The 18,162-nt window shown below is 57.6% G+C and carries 10 protein-coding genes and 4 pseudogenes; 7 read left to right on the plus strand and 7 right to left on the minus strand.

Features of this window, described 5'->3' with window-relative positions:
- Positions 1-648: 648 nt before the first annotated feature.
- Together AC0L2M_RS30715 and thpD are read left to right on the plus strand one after the other, a co-directional pair.
- Positions 649-897, plus strand: a pseudogene (locus tag AC0L2M_RS30715) (transposase); the annotation flags it as partial.
- 502 nt (positions 898-1,399) lie between these two features.
- A complete protein-coding gene (gene thpD, locus AC0L2M_RS30720; protein ID WP_473536789.1) occupies positions 1,400-2,332 on the plus strand; it encodes an ectoine hydroxylase in 933 nt (310 codons plus the stop codon).
- 82 nt (positions 2,333-2,414) lie between these two features.
- Here the strand turns inward: thpD and AC0L2M_RS30725 are convergent.
- Positions 2,415-2,519, minus strand: a pseudogene (locus tag AC0L2M_RS30725) (IS5/IS1182 family transposase); the annotation flags it as partial.
- 615 nt (positions 2,520-3,134) lie between these two features.
- Here AC0L2M_RS30725 and tnpC point away from each other — a divergent pair.
- A pseudogene (gene tnpC / locus AC0L2M_RS30730) lies at positions 3,135-4,532 on the plus strand (IS66 family transposase); the annotation flags it as partial.
- A 261-nt stretch (positions 4,533-4,793) separates the two neighbouring features.
- On the opposite strand, the gene AC0L2M_RS30735 reads toward tnpC, so the two are convergent.
- The gene (locus AC0L2M_RS30735) at positions 4,794-5,963 is read right to left on the minus strand and encodes a M24 family metallopeptidase (protein ID WP_473536791.1); all 1,170 of its coding nucleotides are present in this window, start codon (positions 5,961-5,963) and stop codon (positions 4,794-4,796) included.
- A 1,013-nt stretch (positions 5,964-6,976) separates the two neighbouring features.
- Positions 6,977-7,393 carry an SET domain-containing protein-lysine N-methyltransferase gene (locus tag AC0L2M_RS30740; protein WP_473536793.1) on the minus strand — a complete coding sequence of 139 codons (417 nt, stop codon included), beginning with the start codon at positions 7,391-7,393 and terminating at the stop codon, positions 6,977-6,979.
- Positions 7,394-7,965: 572 nt separating this feature from the next.
- On the opposite strand from AC0L2M_RS30740, the gene AC0L2M_RS30745 reads away from it, so the two are divergent.
- Both AC0L2M_RS30745 and AC0L2M_RS30750 read left to right on the plus strand, forming a co-directional pair.
- Entirely contained in the window at positions 7,966-8,706 is a 741-nt protein-coding gene (locus AC0L2M_RS30745) for a hypothetical protein (protein WP_473536794.1), read from the plus strand.
- Positions 8,707-8,995: 289 nt separating this feature from the next.
- Complete coding sequence (locus AC0L2M_RS30750; protein ID WP_473536795.1) at positions 8,996-10,672, plus strand: GMC family oxidoreductase; 1,677 nt, start codon at positions 8,996-8,998, stop codon at positions 10,670-10,672.
- Positions 10,673-11,341: 669 nt separating this feature from the next.
- Here AC0L2M_RS30750 and AC0L2M_RS30755 read toward each other — a convergent pair.
- Both AC0L2M_RS30755 and AC0L2M_RS30760 read right to left on the minus strand, forming a co-directional pair.
- Positions 11,342-11,758, minus strand: a complete 417-nt coding sequence (locus tag AC0L2M_RS30755; RefSeq protein ID WP_473536796.1) for a DUF2267 domain-containing protein — start codon at positions 11,756-11,758, stop codon at positions 11,342-11,344.
- Between the two features lie 326 nt (positions 11,759-12,084).
- Positions 12,085-13,014 (minus strand): 2-oxoglutarate and iron-dependent oxygenase domain-containing protein, encoded by a 930-nt coding sequence (locus AC0L2M_RS30760; RefSeq protein WP_473536803.1) that lies wholly within the window; start codon positions 13,012-13,014, stop codon positions 12,085-12,087.
- Between the two features lie 552 nt (positions 13,015-13,566).
- Here AC0L2M_RS30760 and AC0L2M_RS30765 point away from each other — a divergent pair.
- Positions 13,567-13,953 (plus strand): annotated as a pseudogene (locus AC0L2M_RS30765) (transposase family protein); the annotation flags it as partial.
- A gap of 309 nt (positions 13,954-14,262) precedes the next feature.
- A complete protein-coding gene (locus AC0L2M_RS30770) occupies positions 14,263-14,496 on the plus strand; it encodes a helix-turn-helix transcriptional regulator (RefSeq protein ID WP_473536798.1) in 234 nt (77 codons plus the stop codon).
- A gap of 617 nt (positions 14,497-15,113) precedes the next feature.
- On the opposite strand, the gene AC0L2M_RS30775 is transcribed toward AC0L2M_RS30770, so the two are convergent.
- Both AC0L2M_RS30775 and ectB read right to left on the minus strand, forming a co-directional pair.
- The gene (locus AC0L2M_RS30775) at positions 15,114-15,953 is read right to left on the minus strand and encodes a 2OG-Fe(II)-dependent halogenase WelO5 family protein (protein WP_473536800.1); all 840 of its coding nucleotides are present in this window, start codon (positions 15,951-15,953) and stop codon (positions 15,114-15,116) included.
- Positions 15,946-17,202 carry a diaminobutyrate--2-oxoglutarate transaminase gene (gene ectB / locus AC0L2M_RS30780; RefSeq protein WP_473536801.1) on the minus strand — a complete coding sequence of 419 codons (1,257 nt, stop codon included), beginning with the start codon at positions 17,200-17,202 and terminating at the stop codon, positions 15,946-15,948. Before ectB ends, AC0L2M_RS30775 begins: the two co-directional genes overlap by 8 nt.
- Positions 17,203-18,162 lie beyond the last annotated feature (960 nt).

Raw genomic sequence — 18,162 nt, forward strand, 5'->3', positions numbered from 1 at the left:
CTCATGAGCCGTCCGCCGTCCTGGGCGCGAATGAGTAACCGGGATCAAGAATACCGATTGCAGAAAGACTGTCCGATGCTCACCTGCCATCATCAGGGTGCGCCGAGTCAGTCGGAGAGTTGCGGGTAAGCGCCTTTGTCCATTGGGCAAGCTCGGCATCAAGGACCATCCGATCGAGATCGCGATGGAGCGGGAGAAGGTCGACCGACGAATCCTTCATCAACATTCCGAGCGCCGCTTCCTATCCGTGGCGTTGGCGCCGTCCGCACCCCTTGGTCGGGCCGCGCAGTTGGAAGGAAATGGTCGAGGATCCCCGCTAGAAGGGGTCGTGTTCGGCAGCCCTATGCGGACGATTAACGCCGTAAAAAGCTCGGTTGAGAAAAGAGGTTGGCCATCGCGGCCATAGTTCGAGAATTGCGTTTGGCCGTGCAGTGACGGGGACGACATTCGCTGCCTATTGGCAGGCTCGGAGGTGCCATTTGACAGCACTGCGGTCGTCTCTCGATAGGTGGTGTAGCTCGGCGGTACCGAAGCCGCTCGCGAGCGGGGCCCCGATGGGTGCCGTAGCGGGCGAGCGGCTTTGCGGTGGTCGTCAACGCTTCGCCGACAGCCCATTGCTGACACCAACCTGATTCGAAGAAACCATGGATGACCGACATGATGAACCTGCGAGCACTCATGGAGGAAACTTCGAGTTCCGATCTTTGCGCGAGATGATTGGCTTTACCGCCGAGCGGCTGATGGGACTGGAGGTTGGGGCCGCCACCGGCGTCGCCTATAGCCAGAAAAACCTGTTGCGCACGGCCGAGCGCAACGGCTATCGCGAGCGCGGCTGGGAGACGCGTGCCGGCACCGTCGAGCTGCGCACCCAAGCTCAGGAAGGGCTACGCGTGGCCAGTTCCCAACGACGACGCCGCAATGAAGCTGCTAGATTCCGTTCTCGACCACGCTGCTGAGGATTGGAAATGGGCTCCGGCCAGAACACAATTCGCCGTCTCCCCACAACACTCGGTAACATTCTCCGGGTGAGGCAATAGGGGAATTCAGTTTCTCATTTCGTCCGACACACATCCCAGCTAATGGCTCACGATTCCCTAGCTCGGACACCCTCAGCGGAGTATCAAAGCGCTTCAGTTTTTCGACGATGAAGGCAGCTATGCTTGGATCGCGAAGACCTACTACTGTTGGTAGTTTTGTCGATCGCGTTTCTGAGATAGATCAGCGGAGTTTTCGGAAACACGCGTCCCGTAGTTCAATTCCCGCCGGTGTTCAATCCGCCGACACCCGCCGACCACGGGCAATGAAGTTCACTAGGAGGACGGCTCCTGCGCGATTAGAAGCCGAGTAGGCGTGGGGCAGTGCGCGCCGACGAAACCGTAAGAAGAAGGAGAAGTAGAAGATGTCTGCTATCACCCATACCGCTGCACGAAGACAGGACCCCTATCCGAGCCGGCTGCCCGAAGAGCGCTGGCTGCCCCGCCAGGACAAGACAGTGTGGAGCCAGTGGTGCCCCGAGGCGCCTCTGACAGCGCAGCAGACCGACCACTTCGAGCGCGACGGCTTCCTTGTCTTGAGGGACCTCTTCTCGGACGAGGAAGTTAAGGCGCTGATGCAAGAATCGACGGCGTTGCGCGGCGGTAAGCGCGAGCTGGAAGAGGGCGTCGTCATCACGGAGCCGGGCTCGGATGAGGTGCGCACCATCTTCAGGCTGCCCGAGCACAGTCCGCTCTTCAATCGGCTCGCAAGCGATAGCCGCGTGGTGGACATCGCCAGCTATCTGCTCGGCGACGACGTCTATATCCACCAATCCCGGCTGAACTATAAGCCGGGCTTCACGGGCAAGGAGTTTTACTGGCACTCCGATTTCGAGACCTGGCATGCCGAGGACGGCATGCCGCGCATGCGCGCTTTCTCCGCATTGCTGTTCCTGACCGATAACGATGCGCTGAACGGCCCCTTGATGCTGATGCCGGGCTCGCACAAGCACTTCATCGCTTGCGTCGGTGAGACCCCGGAGGACAACTACAAATCCTCGCTCAAAAAGCAGGAAGTGGGCATGCCCTCGCACGAGGCGCTGGCCAAGCTCGCCAAGGAGCACGGCATCCATACCGCCACCGGCAAGGCCGGCACGCTGGTTCTGTTCGACGGCAACACGATGCACGGCTCGAACGGCAACATCACGCCGTTCGCTCGTTCGAACGCGTTCTTCGTGTTCAACGCCGTGTCGAACCAGCTCGAGGAGCCGTTCGGCGCAAAAAAACCGCGCCCCGAATTCCTCTGCTTCCGGGGCGAGCCGAAGCCGATGGAGAAAGCGTCGGGGAAACTGGCGTAAAATAGGGCTTGAGAGGGCCGCGCGAGGCTGGCTTCACACGGCTTCAAGCAGACTTGGCACTTCTCGTGATCGCACGAGCTCCCCTCCACCGCGTCATCCAGCCGAAGGTTCCCTCGGCGGGCAAGACTTCGAATCCCTGGTCGTCGGGTCGGCGGAAGATCTTGACTACGAAATCAACGTAGGCGGCCAGAACCAGCCGTAGACCGTCTGCCAGGCGCTCGGGGTTGCGGCTGGCGGATGCTGCCGATCCATTTCGGCGTCCTTCACGCCGATCCCCGAAAGGTGCCGTCGGAACATCGCTTACGATCAATGCGCTCGAAGCCCAGATGCCGACGACACTATACGCCCGGCTCTCAATGGCTCGTCGCGGCCATCCGCGCGAGGTGATTTCCGGAGAGGTGATCAAACGCGGGGCGCTACCTTGTGCGATGTTCGGAGCCTTTGAGGACTTCGACATATGACGATTTCAGCGCTTACGCTTAAGTCGAACGACTTGGAGCCGGTGCGCCGGTTCGAGGTGTTCACGGGGTCCGGCTGGCGACGCCAATGGCCTCCAGAGGAGAAGGCGCGGATCGTTGGGGAGAGCTACGAGGCTGGTGAGACGGTTTGTGCTGTAGCTCGCCGATATGCTCCCGCAGCAACTGTTTGCCTGGCGCCGAGCTGTGCGTCAGCCGTCGACGGAGGCGCCGGCATCAGAATCCCTGTTCGTTCCTGCGATGATTGCAGAGTCTTGCCGGAACCGGCGGCGCAGCGCCGAGGGCGACCACAGACGCGCTGAAGGCGCTGTCCTGGCGCGCGCGTCGAGAACGCCCGCTTGGTCCAGATCATCAAGGAATTGCAGCGTCACCGCTTCGGTCGCCGCGCCGAGACGCTTCCCGAGGATCAATTGCTGCTGGGGCTCGAAGAGGCCGAGCAGATCGAGGCGGCTGGCGAGGAAGAGGCCGAGCGGGCCTTTCCGGACCAGCGCCAGGCAAAAACTGCCACACGCCGGGCCAACCGGGGTGCACTGCCGGCGAGTCTTCCTCGTGTCGAGATGGTCGTCGACATCGAGGACCATGCCCTCCCGTGCTGCCGCAACGGGGCTGCATCGGATCGGTGAGGATGTGAGCGAGCGGCTCGACATCGTTCCGGCGCAGCTGCGTGATCGTCGTGCGCCGGCCCAAATATGCCTGCCGCGCCTGTTAGGATGTGGTTGTTCAGGCTCCCGCGCCGGCCCGGCTGATCGAGGTTGGTCTTCCGACCGAGGCAACGGTCGCCCAGGTGCTGGTCTCAAAATATACCGATCACCTGCCGCTCTATCGTCAGGCGCAGATCTACGCCCGCCAGGGCATCAGCTCGATCGCTCTACCCTCGCCGACTGGGTCGGCCGTGCCGCCTGGCATCTGGGTCCGGTGCATGAGCGGCTGCTTGGCAAGCTGATGTCTTTGCCGAAGCTCTTTGCTGACGAGACCACCGCGCCGGTATTCGATCCCGGCCGCGGCAAGACCAAGACCGGGCAGCTCCGGGCCTATGCGCGTGATGATCCGGCCATGGCAGGGAGCCGACCCGCCGGGCATCGCCGTCTATGCACCCGACCGGAAGGCCGAGCGTCCGATCGCTCATCTTGCAGGCTTCACCGGAATCCTGCAGGTGGATGGCTATGGCGGTTATCGCGTGCTGGCCGACGAGAGCGACGTGACGCTCGCCTTCTGCTGGGCACACGTGCGTCGAGGCTTCTACGAACTCGCCGCGGCCGCTCCCGCGCCGATCGCCAGCGAGGCGCTGAGACGGCATCGCCGACTTCTATAAGATCGTGGACGATATCCGCGGCCGATCGGCCGCAGAACGCCTTGCCGCACGTCAGGAGAAGATTATTCCAACAGGAGATCAAGCTCGCCGAGGCGACCGCTATAGGCTCTCAGGCTGGGAAGGCCTCTCGCGCTTCCTCGAAGGCGGCCGCATCGACATCGACAGCAACGTGGTCGAACGCTCCATCCGTCCGATCACGCTCAACCGCAAGAATGCGCTCTTTGCAGGCTCTGACGGCGGCGCCGAACACTGGGCCGTTGTCGCCTCGCTGATTGAACCTGCAAGCTCAACGGGCGTTGAGCTATCTCGCCGATGTCCTCACCAGGATTGTCAACGGCCTCCCAACAGCCAGATCGACGATCTCCTGCCCTGGGCCTACATCGACAAGCCCGAGCTAAAGGCCGTGGCCTGAGAACAACGGTTACCATTGATCTGAGCAGTCAGGGCGACGAGCTGATCGGCCAGGATATTTAGCGGCGCTCGCACCGTGTCGGGGATCGGTGTCGAGGATCGGATATCCTCTTGATGAGAGAACCCCCATTCTGAGGGCCCCCTGCTGCGACTATACCGAAGTCCGCTATGTGACCTCGGATCGCGTTGATCAGCGAAACACGCTGGAAGAGGCACAGCCCGGCGGGATGCTAAGAGGAGCCGAGGGATACTGGTCAGCGGCTCAGCCCAAGATGAAAAGTTGCCGCGGCGCCTTTGTGAGAACCTCGACGCCGGATTCGGTGACGCGAATGCTCTCGCTAAGCACGTAGCCGAAGTCTTCCTCGACCCAGGAACCGAGATGCAAGTGGAAGGTCATGTTCGTCTCGAGAACGGTAGTGTCGCCAAGCTTGAGGCTGGTCGTGTTTTCTATCCAGTCGATGCCGATGGAGTATCCGGCGCGCGACCGCTTCTTGAATCCGTGTTTCTCGGTCGTGCTGTGAATCACTTTGGCCACTTCGCCGCTCACGGCGCCGGCACGGATTGCATTCAGCCCCGCCTCGAGACCGGCGAGCTGGGCTTCGTGAATACGCAGCAAGTAATCGGCCGGTTTGCCGAGGATATAGGTGCGGCAGATCGGAGCGTGGTACTCATGCCGGACGCCGGCGATCTCAAGATTGACCTGTGAACCATCCTGGAGGGTATCCTCGCTCCAGGTAGTATGCGGATTGCCAATTCGGGAAGTGGCGCAGAGGTAAGGGGTTGCGATCCAAGTTCCTGGTTTGCCATTCGCTCCGCGGGCGAGCGTCCCCACAATTTCCGCAATGGCATCTGCCTCCCGCAGGCCGGGGCGCATAACTTCCGCGGCCATAAGCACACCAGCGTCCGAAATCGCCGCCGCTTCCCGCATCGCGACAATCTCGAGGTCCGACTTGAGCGTGCGGATTCTGGTTACCACGTTCGAGAAGTCGCCGATGCGCGCCAGCGGCAGACGGGCCTTGAATTTTTCAGCCGCGTCGGCCGTCAAGTTGCACAATTCGATCCCAATGCCGCTATGCCCAAGTCCTTGGTCCAACAGGAAGTCAATAACGGCGTCGTATCCACTCTTGTCAGGATCGCCCATCAGTTTTTCCGAGTAGCCTATGATGCTGTCGCGTTCCATGAACGTCTCCTGCACCGCTGCGGCAACGTCCATCCAGCGCAGGATAAACACCGGCTCTTCCCGCGGGGCCAGGATGACCACACCGCGCGGGTCATAAGAGTGAGCCACGGACCCCGTGAGGTAAGTGATATGTGCTTTGCCAGTGATGACAACCACGGCCATATCACGCTTCGCCATCTTCGCTTTGACCCGGTCGAGCCTACGAAGATATTCGGAGCGGGGGAATACCTGCGGACCTTTAACTACCGGCATAAAAACTTCCTCGCTAGATGAGACGGCATTGGCGGCGGGGGTAAAGCTCCCATGCGAAGATACCCACGGGGCTATGCGCGAAGCCTGCCCCTAGCCAGCTTGTTTTGCACGCCACGAGCTGGCCCCTAGCGGCGCTAGCCAGAGCGCCGGCAGCAGCGTCAGCAGCGTCGCCACCGCAGCGACCATTGGCGGCGAGCTATACTGCCATCCCCTGTGCTAACCCCACAACATCGACCAGACATTGCTCGTTACCGCCACCAGTTCGTTCAATCTGGGCTTGAGTGGGGTCGTCGGAAATTGGCGTGATCTTGATTCCGGTTTCGGCTTCGAACGGTTTGACCCAGGCTTTGATGTTCGCTTTGCCCCAGTCGCCGCCGCCAACTGAAAACGCGGAGTTCGTTGGAGGGCTGGGACTTGGCACCGCTTATCATTGAGGCAAGTACGCCGACGGCAACGGCACCGGAGCCTGCCTCAACCAGGTGCCGTCGGGTGATTTTTGAACCATGCTTTTCCCTTTGATTGTTGGTTCTGGGACAAATCACGCACAATCGTTTATAGTGAACGATAGTTGCGAGCTGCAGAGGACGAAAACGGTGATTTTTTCGTGTGATGCCGAAGTCCTGCAATCTCCGGGCCGACTCCGCTTCTGTTCGTCGCCGTGCTGGGTAGACGTCGTCCGATGGACGATCGCGGATGGAGGACTTCGTGGGGTGCGGTTCGTGATGATCGCGAATACTTTTCTGCAGAGATCCCTGAGGCAAAACGCGTTCCTCCCCATATGCAACCACCGATCTTTACCTCGACAGGGAAATTAATCGCCGCCGTAACGCCTACCATGTGATGGATGCCTAGTAATTCCTATGTATCGCGTTGAATAGCCACTTTGCGCGAGCCGTCTATGGAACAGTCGAAGCCGAGTGTTAACAATTGCTCCAATTTCGTGAGGCGGGGCGAACGGCCAATAAACCTGATGTTATTGCGGCGATACATATATCTGACCCTCACGTATCTTATTAGACGAATTTGACCTCTGGCGGATAATCTGAGATGTTATTATAGCGATGTGTAATTTCCTCGTCCACCATTATGTCCTTTATTGCCACGATGCTAGCCCACGCGCCGGCGTCTCCATCGGTCCAAATTGTTTTTGCATTTGGATTCAAGGAATGATTCACTATCGAGATAAACCCGAAAACGACGTAACCTGCCACAAGACCAGATTTTGACATCGGATCATCGGGAACGAAGTAGTACTCCAACAGCCCCGTGCGTTTGAACAGCTTTTCTGCCTCTATGTCAAATTCCCACGTCGGAGCGCGATCAATCAAATCTCCAGATTTGAATGGAACGTTCGCAAATACGCCCCGACCTTTTTGCGGCACATTCTTAATATACACCGAATTGCTTCGATCGAAGATCTTATTGACCATAGGTAATTCCTCTTTATATTAGCGATTTTGATATGTCGTCACTGCCCTACCGGCCGAGTTCACCCGCAATACGGCCTTCAAAAGAAATGGACAGCGAGGCTCGATCCCCACTCGCTGTTTTTGGCAACCTTGTCCTTCGCGGAACTGCCCTGAAGGCTGGCCAAATCAGGCGTCACCATCGCCATGCCCTCGCACCCATGCAACGGGGCGGTTCCACCGGGAAAGGGCAACGTATCCATGGGATTGGCAGTGAACGTCTTCTACCGGCGAAATACCCAAGGCTTGATCTTTAAGAACGTGTTTTCAACACCTCTGTCTCTCAAGCGAAGATACCCTGCACTGCACCTCGTGGTACCTACCAATACGCGTGGGTGCTCCAGCCACTTAAGACGTACTATATTGGCATACGTTGTTTCTGACGCGTACCTGGATGGACACTGGAAACCTGCGTTCAGCGATCAAGCTAATTGACTGTTCTGGAGATTTGCGCGGACGCGGTGAATGCCGGGCGGATAGGCGTCAGTGTACTACCCGGTGGCATGTGGTGAATATATCGCTAAGGCGTCCATAAAATGAGCGAGTACGTCACAATATTTGATGTATCTAAATTTATTAGCTTGCTTGCTGATGCAGCACGCAACTCCGGAATGCAATTTAGAATGGGTGACAATTTCGACGAATATATCAATATTACGAAAAATATTGTTGGCAAACCGCCGACGGATCCGAGCTTTCGGCCGGATTGTTCCAGGCTTGAAGCTGGCCGTGCGTTTTGGATTGTCGGGGAAGATCAATCTGGCAAAGTCGCGCATGTTCAGGCGCTTCGGGTGGACGATTTGACGACCACCAACTTGGCTAGACACCTCGAGTCTTTGAAAGCGTTCTACGCCAGTCCGAGGAGCCGCGCAGGCTCAGGCTCTCTATGTATTTGCCGCGCACCGACCGCTCAAAACATAACTAGGTCGGTAGTTTATCACGGCGACATATGGCTGCGAGAGGACTTTAGGGGGCAGGGCTTACCTAGAATGTTTGCAGGTATCGCATTTGGGCTCGCGTGGGTGAAATGGACGCCCGATTTCATTTATGCCTTGGTCCATACATGGTCAATCCAAAAGGGCGTCGCCGATCAGTATGGTTATCTCCACAGAGAAGCACATGGGGCGATTTTGAGCTTACCTGATAGAGGTATCGAGGAGGATGATTGGCTGATTTGGCTAACGGGACGCGAATTGTCCCGGATTATTAAACGTGGGAACGAGGGGTACTCATTTGAGCCTATCCTCAAGCCAGCAGACGAGTCATGGGAGAAATAGAGAGGTTTGCCGGTAGAATGTATTCAGATCAGCTGGTCGCCGCGGCCGAAGGCAGCCGGCACAGCCAGGCCAGAGATTTCCTGACATTTCCCCAGATCTAGCGTCAGGTCCGGCCGGCTTGGTTCGCACCTGAACTGGTCAGGTATTCGAATTCGCTTTTGCCGCGAGGCTGGTTCGACGGGCTAAATCTGAAGTCTGCAGTTTGGCGCGTTCGGCCAAGACTGCGTGGTAACGGCCCACGGCTGAAGCCATACGTCGCTGGTTAGCACATATGGATGGGGGGTTTATCTTGGTTTTCGATTATATAGTGGTCGGCGGTGGCTCCTCCGGATGCGTTATAGCGAACAGGCTATCGGCCAATGGAAGTCGCGTCCTGCTCATCGAGGCTGGTCCTGATTTTTCCCCAGATGCCATCCCTGATGATATCCTCGATGGAAACCCCACGAGGGCTTACTACAATCCTCGTTATCAGTGGCAGTCACTCAACGCGACCATAGTGCAGGATGTCAGCAGGCGCGCCCACTATGAGCAAGCCCGGGTCATGGGTGGGGGCTCTAGCATCAATGCTCAGGTGGCTAATCGGGGAGGCCCCGCGGACTATGACGAGTGGGCGTCTACGGGTGCGACTGGCTGGGACTGGGCAGGTGTCCTTCCCTACTTCCGCCGACTTGAGTGCGATTTAGATTTTGACGATGAATTTCACGGCAACGATGGTCCACTGCCTATTAGCCGCGTGGGTAAAGCAGAATGGTCTGGCTTTATTCGCGCCGTATCGACGGCTTACGAAGACAGAGATATACCGTTCCGACCGGACTTTAACGGCGAGTTTGGCGATGGCCACTCAGTTGTTCCATTGACGAGCCGCAACCGTCGTCGCGTCTCAGCTGCGATGGCCTATTTACCGGAGAGCGTCCGAGCTCGGCCCAACCTGAAAATCCTGTCCGAGACCACGGTCGTGCGGTTAACCTCTTCAGGACGTCAAATAACTGGGGTGGAGACCGAAAGTAAGACCGGCCGGCCCTCCTTTGGCGCTTCGACGGTTGTCCTATGTGCCGGGGCCATTCACTCGCCGGCCGTGCTGATGCGATCCGGGATCGGCCCAGCTGAGCAGCTGTTAAACCTCGGCATTCCAATTGTCGCAGATATAAACGGCGTCGGGAAAAACCTTCAAGAGCACCCCGGGGTCGCCATCTCCGCGTATCTAAGACCGGGCGATCGCATGTCGGCTAACGCGACCGGGTATATTCAGATGCATGCTCGTTTCTCGTCAGGCTACGAGGGCTGCCCGTCAACCGATATGGCCATCTCAGCCCTCGCAAAGTCTGCGTGGCATCCGATCGGCAACCGCCTTGGTACACTGGCCTTCTGGGTTAATCGCTCCTACTCAACAGGAACAGTTTCGCTCAAGAATTCTTCTCATGCTACTGAGCCGGAGGTGAATTTTAATATGTTGAGCGACAAACGCGATGCTGAGCGATTGAAGGAAGCGTTTCGGTTTGTAGCACAGTTGCTTGAGCACAAGGCGCTGGTGGCGGTCGCCCTCGACCCATTTCCTTCTACCTGGACTGGGCGAGCAAAGCGGATCAGCAAGTACAGTCGTCTGAATTTGGGGCTCACTTCCATTGTCGCCACCCTTATGGATAGCGCCCCGTGGCTGCGTCGAAGCCTCATAAGGTGTGCGATGACCGATGGTCGTAGCATATCAGACCTCATCCAGAGCGACGAGCTTCTTGACCACTTTATACGCCAGAATGTCTTTGGAAACTTCCATCCGACTTCAACTTGCCGGATGGGACCTGCTCTGGACCCGGCTAGTGTTACGGATCCGTTCGGTCGCGTCCACCGAGTCGCGGGCTTAAGAGTTGCCGATGCGTCGGTGATGCCATTCTGCCCTAGAGCAAACACGAATATCCCAACAGTTATGGTTGCAGAAAAAATGTCGGACGCAATGATCAAGGAGCATTAATAGAGCCGTGGGTGCCGTAGCGGATCGTGTTTGAATCACCGCGGCGCGTTGCAACTCCCTCTACCGCGGGAGCGGGGCGGCTGGCGGCGCAGGTGCGTTGTCGATCCGTTCAGCGGCGCGGCCCTGTTGGCTGATCACGCAGACCGCCGAACTGGCGAGAGATACTGCAATTTCAGAAAAGCTTCAGGTAGGATACCTAGGACGCGTCGCGCTGCTGTCGGGCGAATCGAGAAGCTGACTTCTCCTGAGTCACCGGAGAACGTTACCGAAGCCTTGTGGTGCGCCGTGGTTTATTCCAGTCGCCGTTGAGGTCCGCTCCGCCGTTCCCGCGCCACGCCTTCACCTCCAGAAGGGCATGGTGCGCATGGCGCCAGCAAGCTGGACTGCGACGGCTAATAGCCTGCCGCCGCGGGGCTGCCCTGACACCCGCCCGCAAGATTGTGCGTTCCATTATGAGGGCGCCCGCGACATGGGGCAGGATATTGCAGCCACGGACGACTACCTCGCCTCGCGCCGCGAGCGGATGGCTGTTTGCGTACCTCCATGCTTTCTGGAGCCCGCTCGACCGCGATTAGGACGACCGAGCGGTGCCCGCGAAGAGTTCCGCGTCCCCGCCGGCCGACCCGAGCCGGCGGGGGCTTTGTAGATACTCATGGCAAGACGTCTGTCTTAGGCTGGCCAAAGGTCGTGCAGCACACTTGAAGTTGCGGCCTTGGCCTCTTCGATCTCTGCTGCAGAGAAACGGTCCGCTACCTGGCTCAGCACCGAGCGGGCGATTTCTTCCGGATCCACGGCAGGGTCATGGCGGACGCCCTCGTGGACCATGTCGAGAAAAGAAGTCCGGTTTCTGGCTGTGGCGCGGCCGGGATGCCAGCCCTCGTAGTAAAAGCCGCGTAGTAAGGCTGGCATCTTCGCGCCTATGTACACCGCCTCGTTGCAATCGAGGCAGTCGCGCAAGGCGTGCAGCGTTGCAATCAGGGCTCGGAAAACCCGCTCGCGATCATGCCAACGAAGTCTCCACGCCAGATCGCTGACCCAATTCTGGGTTGCCTGCAAGGGATAGTTGAGATCGTGGCTCACATACATTTGCGTTCCTGTCGTTACAGGTTCTTAGGATCAGACTACTCGCCATACACGCGAAATGCTTCTCGTCGGCCTGAAGCCAGACCAACCTCTTCTGGGGACCAACCGCTGCAAGGAACATGGATAAAAACGGCTTCCCTCCGTTGCAGATGCAAGTGCCTGAAGGATGATGTCGTTTGGACCGGAGTCGCATCCCAAGGCGCCTGCCGCCGCGCTATACGCGCGACGTGGGACGGGTTAAATTTTTGAACGTGAGTTCTCCCAGCGTATCACCCCGGAGTGCCCCGCGTCGTCGCCATGAGTTGCGCACGCCTGAAAACACCGGACACTTACTGCAACTCTCGCGCGCGTCCGGCGCCATTTCCGGTTTCGACTGACTCGTAATTGCGCAGCATCATTTCCGCGACACTGAAGGCGTGGCGCCCTTCCCGCGAAGTCAGGCGCGCGTCGACGTCGGGATAGATAAAGAAGGGCAGCGAAATTCGGTCAGTCAGACCATTGTGCGCGACCTGATGCGGCGTACTCTTGAAGCGGTCGTCGCTCAAAGCCTGAAGCATATCGCCCAAATTGACTACGAGACTGTCGGGCAGGCTCGGCACTGGCATCCAGCGCCCGCGCAACCACACCTGCAACGACCGGGTGGGGAGTTCCTCCTGCAGCAGCAGCGTGAAGAAGCCACCATCGGTGTGCTTGGCGCACGTGCCGCCGCGAGCTGGATACCGAATTACGCGTTGCTCGAGCGTCGGCGGGCTGAAATACCGTTGGAACCAGCCCTGTTCCAAACCGATCACGCCGGCAAGCGCGGTTCCGAGCTGCGGGACGACTTCGCGGAGCACGGTAGCCTGCAAAGCAAGCAGGCTTCGCGCGAAACCAGGAGCCAAGGCCTCATCCGGAAACAGCGTGCTCCCGCCAAACGGACGGCGGTCGCCTTCGTTGTCGATTCCGAGATCGAACACTTCCTTCGGATCGCGGCCGGCGTCGGGATGTAGGATTTCCCCGTGCAATGGACTGTATCCACGGGCGATAGTGGGATAGACCCCTTGAGCTGCGTGACCGAAGCGTTCCTTGACTGACTGTGGCAAAGCGAAGAACCGCCGGGAGGCCTCGATGGCTTGCGCGATCTGCTCCTTCGGAATGCCATGCTCGACAAGGTAGAAGAACCCGTACTCCTGGCAGGCCATTTGTAGGCGCCGTTGCTCTTCACGTTGCGTTGCATCGGCCCCCAGTTTCGCAAGTGAAATTAGTGGTAGCGCGTCCATATCGTTCATCCCTTGGTGTTTGGCCTTGTGAGGCGCCTGGAAACTTAGCAGTCACATCCTTGCCGTGATGCATCTCCCATCGTCGATGGCTGGGACATAAGTATTTTCTAACATGTTTTCGGTGACGCCAACATCGTGAATTCAATAAGAATGCGCATCGCATTATAAATTGATTATTACTATTGCTTAACACCTTTGCCTAGAAAGTTTCATATTGAATTATATGAACCGGCGTTTGATATGAGTTTCGGCAAACGAACAAAGACGCTCGACAACACGCCGCAATTAAACCGGAACTCGTTCGACTTACGCGCCGCCTGCGCAAGTTGAACTTCCTAGACCTCTTGCCGGAAGACGAATCCAGCCACACTCCGTTGAATCTTCTGATTACCCCTTCGGGCCAGGGTTCCGAAACGCGCGATGCCGGAGCGGATCTCCTGTACGGGAGTCACACGAGTCCGGGTAGGCGATCCCAGTCGCAGGAGCGGTGTCCCGGGATACTTGCCTGCACGGCGCCAAGGCGGCAAGGATTGCCACCTAGTGATGGCGTTGCGTCGGATTGCGGTTGATACCGACGGGCGGCTTTTGATGGTCAACCTGACGCCGGCCGATATCTCCAACAGCGCCGGCGTAGGTCCATTCTCGCCAGGCGTCCGCAAGCGCTGGCCCTGGGTCAAGCACTTCGCCGACCGCGATCAGCTCAAGCTCATGGCAAGGGCCGCCTATCTCGAATTCTACCGCGCCGCTGAGTGATCGAACGCACCTTCGGCTGGATGCCCGGTGGCAACGCCTCGTGCGCGACTACGAGCAGCGCTCGACGTCTCCCAGGCCATGACCCTCGTCGCAACGGGCGGAACTGCTGCAAAGAACCGCTCATCGTCAGTTTCAAGACCGACTCTCAGAGTTAATTGTCCACACAATATATTTTTAACACGCTGATGAGACTCCGTGGGGTGTCGACTTTTCTCGATTTTACCTCTTTTCGCCGAAATAATTGATGTGGCGTGCAAAACTCTTTCAACCGCGTAAAAGACACGCGACGAAAGTATCATGTTTGTACTCCACATTGCGCTCGCATAACGATGACGAAATACAAGTTTAAGGTAAAATAACCTCGCCAATTGCAATCAGATGCTAGATCCGTGTGGATTCAGAGCTGCCCAGCAAGCCCCGCAGAGCCGTAGCCTTACACCCCGGCAGTTTCGTGCCCAGTGACAACATTCTGCAAACCACTGCGGAGGAGAGACTGTGGAATACCGGCGGATCAGCGGTTTCGAGGAGACACCCACCCTTTCTCCAAGAGAAAAGGAATGTATCCTGTGGACGGCGAAAGGGAAATCCTCCTGGGAAATTGGACAAATTTTAGGTATATCCGTAAACACTGTTAACTTCCACATGAAGAACGTAATGAGAAAGATGGATACTTGCAGCAGAACTACAGCAGCTATAAAGGCTCTACAACTTGGAATTATCGATTTGTAATATCGGCATTGAAGTCTCTTGCGCAATTACCGCGCCAAAGTCACGACCTTTATTCTTTCGGGGAATGCCCTATCACCAATCGGCCCACTTTAACATTGTGGCAGGAGTTTTCTTGAACCTGTATCTGTCCGGCAGGCGGGTGCACTAACTGGGCTAGTTCGGAAAAGTCGAAGGCCAGCAGCGGTTTACTGCGCACCGGCACAGGTAGACGCGCAATATATCTGCGAACAAGGAGACGTGGCGTCTCACGTCTCGCGTTGCGTCTCCCTATGCTTACCGACCCTCGCGATGTTTGTTCGGCTGCGCTCCGTGAACGGTGGACCGCTGCGAGCTCCCAACCTTCAGGAAGGTCCGGCAACAACAGCCTGTGGCTCACGCTGTCGTGCCTATACCGGGTCTGTGATCAAGGACCAAGAGCGACCCCTTCTAGATCACCCGCGCACCAGACAGTGACGCGACAGATAATTGGTACTTGGCTCGGCGACCGGCAGCATCTGAAACGCCAAGCGCTTTTTATGGCACTGTCGATCTTTGGATTAACCCCACGGCTGTGCCTGAAGGGACCTCCGCGTTGCGAACGGATGTGATACGTGCCGGCGGAGGTCGGTCGTCCAACGTCAGGTCCACCAGACAACAAGATCTGGTCGCGCAAACCCGAAAAAGCTGTTCAGCAGCACGCGGCGCTTTCCGTTGCTTGATTGGCCGGTGACCCCATGAACGAAACCGCCATCGATCAGGGCGATATCCCCGGCCTTGAGCTGGATATCGCGCGAAGGTACGCCCTCGAGATAGGCCGCCGAATAGGGATAGCCCGTGGTCTCCACCCCCTGCGATTTTCGATCGGCAACCGTCGGCTTGTGACTCCAGAGCCGCAGATTGCCACCTTCCTCGGACATGCTGGGGTAGAAATTGAGCGCGGCGACAGTGTTATGCGCCACCGCAGAAAGCTCGTAATCGTTCCCGGCACGTAACACTTGAGCGACATCGTCGTGAGGGTCCAAAGAAAATGTGCCGCTGCCAGACCAACTGAGACCGCGACAGACGTTAGCTTGGCCGTGTTCTGAACGGGCCAGCCGCAATTCGATGCCCTGTTTGTGAAGCTCGCGCTTCAACGCGTCGAATAATGCTCGGACCGGGTCAACCAGATTGCCAAAAAGGGCGTCAACGTGCGGCCGCGCATTTTCTGCCTCCGCGAAATAGGTGGCCGCATCCTTCCTGTAGTGGGATGCGCCGACATATTGTCCAGGGACACCATCTTTGCGCTCGTTGAGACCGGGACTGCCAAAAAAGTTCGCGGTGATCTCCTCGGCTACTTCGGTGCTGAAAGCTTGGCTGATGTGCAGAGCGGTGGTCTCGCCTTTCAGGACTGAGATGATCTCAGCAGTGCTGATCGAGCCGGTGCGTTCTCTGATAGAAACTGGAGAGATGGCCGGCGCCTGAGGTATCTGACTAGACATTGTCTTGCTCCTGTAGTGCGTGATCAAGAATGGCGATGCCACGATCGAGCTCGGCATCGGTGATGGTTATCGGCGGGAGAACTTTGATAACGTCGCGATCTGGCCCTGAGGATTCGATAAGCAGACCGTTTTCGAACGCTATATCGTGTACACGGCTCACAGCGGCCGATGAAGTGCACTTGAGGCCGGCCATCAGACCGCGGCCGCGCTTCTGTTCAATGCACTTGGGAAACTTAGCGACAAGGCGGTCAAGGTGCGCTTGCAGCTTGACCGCTGTCCGCTCGACGCCAGCAGTAAACCGGAGGTCCGACCACATTTTGCACATGGCCCCTGCCGTCACAAAGGCGAAATTGTTGCCTCTGAAAGTCCCGCTATGTTCTCCGGGTTTCCATATGTCCAGGTCGGGTCTAATCAGAACAATGGACAACGGACTACCTGAACCGCTTAGGGACTTGGAAAGAGTCACTATATCAGGTTCGATTTTTGCGAACTCGAACGAGAAGAAATCACCGGTCCGACCCGATCCTGCCTGAATGTCGTCAACGATGAAAACAATGCCGTGCTTGCGGCAGATGCGCTGAATTTCTGTGAGCCAAGCTGCGGATGCGGTGTTCATGCCGCCTTCTGCCTGGATAGGCTCCAAAATGATTGCGGCAGGTTTTTCTATGCCGCTTCCCGGATCGTTCAAAACGCAGTCGATGTAACTCGCTGAATCGAAAGCCTGGTTTGCATAGCCGTCATAAGGCACACGGATCACATCGTGGCGTGCGACGCCTCCCAGCTCTCTCGTAGACGCCGAGCCCGACACCGCCAGGGAGCCAAGCGACATGCCATGGTATGAGTTTGTGAAGGCCATGACACTTGAGCGACCGGTATATTTTCGCGCCAGGGCCAGTGCCGCTTCGTTGGCGTTTGTGCCGGTCGGCCCAGGAAACTGTATCTTGTACGAAAGGCCTCTGGGCTTCAGGATCGATTCGACAAGCGCTTCAATGAAGTCACGCTTTGCCGCCGTATACATGTCAAGCGACAGAAGAATGTTCTCACCGATCATATATTCTATTGCTGGGGCAATGATAGTGGGGTTGTTATGTCCGTAGTTAAGTGCGCCAGACCCCACAATGAAGTCGATATGAGGCTTACCGGACTCGTCCCAGATTGTCGCCCCGAGAGCTTTCGTAAATACTGTCGGAAACGACCGGCAATAACGACGAACGTTAGATTCATACGTGGCGAAAGCGTCGGTATTCATGATGAGTCCCTGATCTAGGCGAGCGTCAATGAGAGAGTGGGTTGACGCGATCCTGTCTAAGGTTTTCGGCTGAACGCCGAAACTACGGCATCTGGTAGTTGACGGATTTGCCGTGCAAGAACTCCCTCAAGTCGGCTCTGGTATCGATGCAGACCTCCACATGGGCTGGCCATCCCGGTTGACGCCGACGCCAATAAATCAGGGAATTCACTGGCCCAAAACGCCTGGGAACGAACCTGCTGGTCTTACGTCGTGGCTATGGTCTTGCAGCATCAAGCCGGTGGCTTACGGAAGATGCGCTTTGCTATCCCGGAAGGAGCAGGCATAGGGGTTTGCGGGCCGTTGACCTCATGCTGTCACAGGAGTGGCGACCATGATCTGTGCCCACGCAAACGCCCCCACGGCAGAGCGGATGCCCGAACAGAAGATCGCATTTAGCGGTGGCTAGGACGACCAAAAAGGCCCGGGCCGACTGCTTCGGCACGGAACTGATCGAGAGTCTGCGCCAGGCAGTTGCGTGGAAAACATGCCTAGCTGCCGCTGCACGCCATCCAAATCGACCCGACGTCGCCGGCGTCAAGTCGGTCCGCAAGATGGTAGATCAAGTGGAGTTCAAGCGCCGGTTCCGCATTCCGGCTTCGACAATGGGGGTTCGAAACAGGGCTGGCGAACGCCGGACTTTGCGGCAGCTGCTTACCGTGTTCGAGCGGGAGCCGAGAGCTGTCTAGTGCGCGCGCCATCAGGCATCGCTGCTCGCACACCTGACGGCGCTTCTGAACGCTGCCACGTTAGCTTATGGGAATTCCAGTTGGTTCATATCGCCCACAGGGCAGCATGGCGTAGCGCATCTGTCGCGCGTCATCCATTGCGGAAGGCGAAACCATACCCGTTGATCGCAGGCGCGCCGCCGAGATGCGCGTAGAGGATCTTAGACCCCTCTGGAAAGAAGCCTCTCTTCAC

This window comes from Mesorhizobium sp. WSM4806 (genome assembly GCF_055811635.1).

What these genes read in the sequence shown, in the direction of transcription:
- AC0L2M_RS30735 (WP_473536791.1), bottom strand. Translation starts at nt 5,963, where the DNA reads ATGCCGGTAGTTAAAGGTCCGCAGGTATTCCCCCGCTCCGAATATCTT.
- thpD (WP_473536789.1), top strand. Translation starts at nt 1,400, where the DNA reads ATGTCTGCTATCACCCATACCGCTGCACGAAGACAGGACCCCTATCCG.
- AC0L2M_RS30760 (WP_473536803.1), bottom strand. Translation starts at nt 13,014, where the DNA reads ATGGACGCGCTACCACTAATTTCACTTGCGAAACTGGGGGCCGATGCA.
- AC0L2M_RS30755 (WP_473536796.1), bottom strand. Translation starts at nt 11,758, where the DNA reads ATGTATGTGAGCCACGATCTCAACTATCCCTTGCAGGCAACCCAGAAT.
- ectB (WP_473536801.1), bottom strand. Translation starts at nt 17,202, where the DNA reads ATGAATACCGACGCTTTCGCCACGTATGAATCTAACGTTCGTCGTTAT.
- AC0L2M_RS30745 (WP_473536794.1), top strand. Translation starts at nt 7,966, where the DNA reads ATGAGCGAGTACGTCACAATATTTGATGTATCTAAATTTATTAGCTTG.
- AC0L2M_RS30740 (WP_473536793.1), bottom strand. Translation starts at nt 7,393, where the DNA reads ATGGTCAATAAGATCTTCGATCGAAGCAATTCGGTGTATATTAAGAAT.
- AC0L2M_RS30775 (WP_473536800.1), bottom strand. Translation starts at nt 15,953, where the DNA reads ATGTCTAGTCAGATACCTCAGGCGCCGGCCATCTCTCCAGTTTCTATC.